The 4,328-nt window shown below is 68.0% G+C and carries 6 protein-coding genes; 4 read left to right on the forward strand and 2 right to left on the reverse strand.

What is annotated here, in order from left to right:
• On the forward strand, positions 1-1,031 hold a 1,031-nt coding region (locus tag WBB14_RS19870), incomplete at its 5' end, for a hydroxysqualene dehydroxylase (RefSeq protein ID WP_424241354.1).
• Positions 1,032-1,076: 45 nt separating this feature from the next.
• On the opposite strand, the gene WBB14_RS19875 is transcribed toward WBB14_RS19870, so the two are convergent.
• The gene (locus WBB14_RS19875; protein ID WP_424241355.1) at positions 1,077-1,469 is read right to left on the reverse strand and encodes a fluoride efflux transporter CrcB; all 393 of its coding nucleotides are present in this window, start codon (positions 1,467-1,469) and stop codon (positions 1,077-1,079) included.
• Positions 1,470-1,475: 6 nt separating this feature from the next.
• Complete coding sequence (locus tag WBB14_RS19880) at positions 1,476-2,030, reverse strand: HdeD family acid-resistance protein (RefSeq protein ID WP_424241356.1); 555 nt, start codon at positions 2,028-2,030, stop codon at positions 1,476-1,478.
• 188 nt (positions 2,031-2,218) lie between these two features.
• On the opposite strand from WBB14_RS19880, the gene WBB14_RS19885 reads away from it, so the two are divergent.
• From WBB14_RS19885 to WBB14_RS19895, 3 genes are read left to right on the forward strand one after another with little or no spacing between them, the layout of a single operon-like run.
• Positions 2,219-2,845, forward strand: a complete 627-nt coding sequence (locus WBB14_RS19885; protein ID WP_424241357.1) for a PepSY-associated TM helix domain-containing protein — start codon at positions 2,219-2,221, stop codon at positions 2,843-2,845.
• A 27-nt stretch (positions 2,846-2,872) separates the two neighbouring features.
• Positions 2,873-3,388, forward strand: a complete 516-nt coding sequence (locus tag WBB14_RS19890; protein WP_013394820.1) for a DUF2271 domain-containing protein — start codon at positions 2,873-2,875, stop codon at positions 3,386-3,388.
• Between the two features lie 20 nt (positions 3,389-3,408).
• Positions 3,409-4,209: a DUF4198 domain-containing protein gene (locus WBB14_RS19895; protein WP_424241358.1), complete on the forward strand. Its 801-nt coding sequence runs from the start codon at positions 3,409-3,411 to the stop codon at positions 4,207-4,209.
• The last annotated feature ends 119 nt before the right edge of the window (positions 4,210-4,328 follow it).

A 4,328-nucleotide genomic window follows, 5' to 3' on the forward strand; every position in this document is an offset into this window, starting at 1 on the left:
CGCCGCGCCTGCCCGCGCCGCTGCACATGGCGGCGGCCATCCTGCGCGCGCGCGGCCTGACCTGGAAGGACCGCCTCGCCACCCTGCGCCTGATGCGCGGCCTGAAGGCGATGTCGTGGACGCCGCCGCGTGAATGGACCGTGCTGCACCTGCTGCATTACCACGCGCAATCGGACACCCTGATCCGCCAGATCTGGGAGCCGCTGTGCCTGGCCGCGCTGAATACGCCCGCCGCCACGGCCAGCGCGGCGCTGTTCGCGCGCGTGTTGCGCGACAGCCTGACCGGCAGCCGCGAAAACAGCGACATGCTGCTGCCCTGCACCGACCTGTCCGCGCTCTGGCCCGACGCCGCCGCGCGCCAGGTGACCATGCGCTACGGCAACACCGTGCGCCAGCTCCGCCCCTCCAGCGAGGGCGTCGACATCAACCAGGAACGGTTCGATGCGGCCGTGCTGGCGGTGCCGCCCGCCTTCGCCGCCCGGCTGCTCGACGCCCCGCTGCGCGAGGCCGGCGCCACCGGCCTGCTGGACGCGCTCAAGGCATTCGAATACATGCCCATCGCCACATTGAACCTGCGGCTGCAGGATCCCTGGCGCCTGCCCGAACCCATGATGATGCTGCGCGAGGAATCCGCCCGCGACCACTACGGCCAATGGCTGTTCGACCGCGCGCAGCTGGCTGGCGACACCAAGGCGGGCGAACTGGCCGTGGTGACCAGCGCGGCGACCGGCATCGCGGAACGCAACCGCCAGCAAATCACCGAAGCGCTGATCGACCAGGTGGCCGAACAGGCGGCGCGGCATCCCGCGCGCCTGCCGGCCATGCCGGAAGTGGCGGCCGCGGAACTGTTCATCGAAAAGCGCGCCACCTTCGCGGCGGTGCCGGGACTGACCCGCCCGCTGAATTCCACGCCCTGGCCCACGCTGGCCCTGGCCGGCGACTGGACCGACACCGGCTATCCGGGCGTGCTGGAAGGCGCGGTGCGCAGCGGCCTGCAGGCCGCCCGCGTGCTGAATCCCGCAGCCGCCTGAGCGCGCCCCGGCAGCGCACCGTACGGCAGATTGCCGCTACCCGCGCTAGCGCAACAGGTTGGCGGTGGCCAGGCCGGCCACCGTCAGCAACAGCGAGCCTGCCAGGCTGAAGCCGGCATAGCCCAGCGCGCTGGCGTAGGCGCCGCGTTCCAACATGGCCACCGTCTCGGCCGAAAAGGTCGAGAACGTGGTCAGCCCCCCCATGAAACCCGTGATCGCGCCCAGGCGCACCCAGGCCGGCCATTCCGGATGCCCGGCCACCAGCGCCAACGCCAGGCCCACCAGGTAGCCCCCGGCCAGGTTCACCGCGAAGGTTCCCCAGGGCCAGGACTCCACGTTCAGCCACAGGCTGACCAGCCAGCGGACCCAGGCGCCGAACATGGCGCCCACGCCCACGGCCAGGAAATTCAGGGGAATCAGGGTTTGATAAACGGACATCGGACTTCAGGACGCCTTGTGCTGTTTGAGGCGGAAGGAAAAGACCAGCAGGAGTATGCCGAAAAACACGGCGTAGGCGCCAATGACCCAGACCAGCGCCAGCGCGCCCGCCCCGGGCTGCATGATCAGCATGCCGCCGAACAGGATGGACACCAGGCCCGACAGGCCCAGCAGCCATTCGTTGCGGATGTCCTTGCGGAAACGGATGGCGGCCGCAACCTGGAACACCCCGGACACCAGCGCCCAGATCGCGATGATGTAGAGCAGGACCAGCGCGGTCAGGCCCGGATAGACGAAGGTGACGATGCCGGCCGCGATGCCCAGCAGGCCCACGATGATGAGCGCCCACAACGGCTTGCCGTTGTCGCGGATGCGCACCCCAGCCACCAGCGCCAGCACGCCGTCCACCAGCGCGAAAGCGCCCCACACCAGCACCAGGGCGGACAAGGTGATGGCGGGCATGAGCAGGGCCATGAGCCCGAACAGGATGGCGACGACGCCGCGCAACGCCACCCAACCCCAATGACGACCGATCTGATCCACGACTTGCTGTTCAAGCATGACGACCTCCGGTGTTTGTAACGGGTGGCCTATCTTATCGCCGCTGGCGGGCAGGCGCCACGGCGCACCCCGCCCCGCCGCCGTGCTTCCCCGAAATCGATTGAAATTTCCTTGCGGGAAAAACGGCGGCATTTATAAGAGTCATTCTCATTAAATGTTAGAATCCGCCGGCTTTCACCCTATACCCCATGGACAGTCAACCCATTCCCCGCCGCCGGGCCTATTGGCTCAAGACGCTGCACCAATGGCATTGGATCAGCTCGGCGCTGTGCCTGCTGGGCATGCTGTTGTTCGCGGTGACGGGCCTGACCCTGAATAACGCCTCGCATATCGAGTCCAAGGCGCAGGTGACCAGCCGCGAAGCGCACATGCCCGCCGCCGTCCTGCAGCAGTTGACCCCCGCGCCCAAGCAGAAAAAAGCGCCATTGCCCGCGCCCGTGGCGCAGTGGCTGGACCAAACGCTGGACACGTCCGCAGCCGGCAAACCGGCCGAATGGTCCGCCGATGAGGTCTACCTGTCGCTGCCGCGCGCCGGCGGCGATGCCTGGCTGTCCATCGACCTGGCCAGCGGCGACGTGGAATACGAACGCACCGACCGCGGCTGGATCTCGTACCTGAACGACCTGCACAAAGGCCGCAACACCGGCCTGGCGTGGAGCTGGTTCCTGGACATCTTCGCCGTTGCCTGTCTGGTCTTCTCGCTGACCGGCCTGGTGCTGCTCAAGATGCATGCCGGCAACCGCAGCGCGACCTGGCCCATGGTCGGCCTGGGCGTCGTGATCCCGGTGGTGCTGGCCCTGCTTTTCATACATTGATTCCAACGATCCGCCCTGGAGATTTCCATGCGCAAGCTGTTGTTGTCGGCCCTGCTGGCCGGCCTGATCGCCCGAACGGCCCAAGCGGCCGACATCGGCCTGTCCATCGAGATCCCGCGCCTGGACGTGGCCGAGTACCACCGTCCCTACGTGGCGATCTGGATCGAGAACCCCGACCAGAGCGTGGCCACCGACCTGGCCGTCTGGTACGACGTGGCCAAGAAGAACGACGAGGGCACGGAATGGCTCAAGGACATGCGCCAATGGTGGCGCCGCAGCGGCCGCAACCAGAAATTCCCGGTGGACGGCGTCAGCGGCGCCACCAAACCCGTGGGCAAGCACGCGTTGAGCTTTGACGCCGCCAGCAAGCCCCTGTCCGGCCTGAAGCCCGGCCAATACGCCGTGGTGGTCGAAGCCGCGCGTGAAGTCGGCGGCCGCGAGCTGCTGCGCATCCCCTTCCAATGGCCGCCGCAAAAGGCCGAGCAGTTGACGGCGCGCGGCGAACACGAACTGGGCGCCATCGCGCTCGACCTGAAACCCTGAGATCTCCTAGGAGCGCAACGATGAAATCCGCCGCCAAACTGGCCGCCGCCCTGGCGCTGTGCCTGCCCTTCGCTTCCCAGGCGCATGACGTCTGGATGGTGCCGTCCTCGACCGTGCTGTCCGGCGTCGACAGCTGGGTCACCGTCGACGCCGCCGTCGGCAACGACAAGTTCTACTTCAACCACGCGCCGCTGCGCCTGGACGGCCTGGCCGTGACGGCGCCGGACGGCAGCGCGGCCGAAGCCGAGAACGTCAACAAGGGCAAGCTGCGCAGCACCTTCGACCTGCAGCTCAAGCAGGCCGGCACCTATCGCGTGGCCGTCGTCAACGACGGCGTGTTCGCGCGCTGGAAGGAAGACGGCAAGAACAAGCGCTACTTCGGCAAGCCCGAAGGCCTGACGCAAGCCGTGCCGGCCAAGGCCGACGAGCTGGAAGTCTCGCAAAGCCTGGGCCGCGTCGAAACCTTCGTGACCGCCGGCAAGCCCTCGGCCGTCAAGCCGGTGGGCCGCGGCCTGGAACTGGCGCCCGTGACCCACCCGAACGACCTGTTCACCGACGAGCCCGCCACCTTCCAGATGCTGCTGGACGGCAAGCCTGCCGCGGACCTGGAAGTCAACGTGGTGCCCGGCGGCAGCCGCTATCGCGACAAGGTCGGCGAGATCCAGCTGAAAACGGACAAGGACGGCAAGTTCTCGGTGAAGTGGCCGCAGCCCGGCCTGTACTGGATCGAGGCCGGCATGGAAGACGCCAAGGTCAGCGTGCCGCAAGCCAAGAAGCGCCGCCTGTCCTACGCCGGCACCGTCGAAGTGCTGCAGCCCTAAACCGTCGCGGGCGCATGGCCAGTTCTCCTTCCTACGCCCAGCGCGGCGCGCCGGCGGCAGCCGTGAGCGTCGCCTACGGCGCCATGCCGGCAATGCCGGCGGCGCCCGCGGCGCTGGCT

Source organism: Achromobacter sp. (assembly GCF_049647645.1).
Taxonomy (GTDB): domain Bacteria; phylum Pseudomonadota; class Gammaproteobacteria; order Burkholderiales; family Burkholderiaceae_B; genus Achromobacter.

Coding starts and splice junctions, on each gene's coding strand:
- WBB14_RS19880 (WP_424241356.1), bottom strand. CDS start 2,030: ATGCTTGAACAGCAAGTCGTGGATCAGATCGGTCGTCATTGGGGTTGG.
- WBB14_RS19890 (WP_013394820.1), top strand. CDS start 2,873: ATGCGCAAGCTGTTGTTGTCGGCCCTGCTGGCCGGCCTGATCGCCCGA.
- WBB14_RS19885 (WP_424241357.1), top strand. CDS start 2,219: ATGGACAGTCAACCCATTCCCCGCCGCCGGGCCTATTGGCTCAAGACG.
- WBB14_RS19875 (WP_424241355.1), bottom strand. CDS start 1,469: ATGTCCGTTTATCAAACCCTGATTCCCCTGAATTTCCTGGCCGTGGGC.
- WBB14_RS19895 (WP_424241358.1), top strand. CDS start 3,409: ATGAAATCCGCCGCCAAACTGGCCGCCGCCCTGGCGCTGTGCCTGCCC.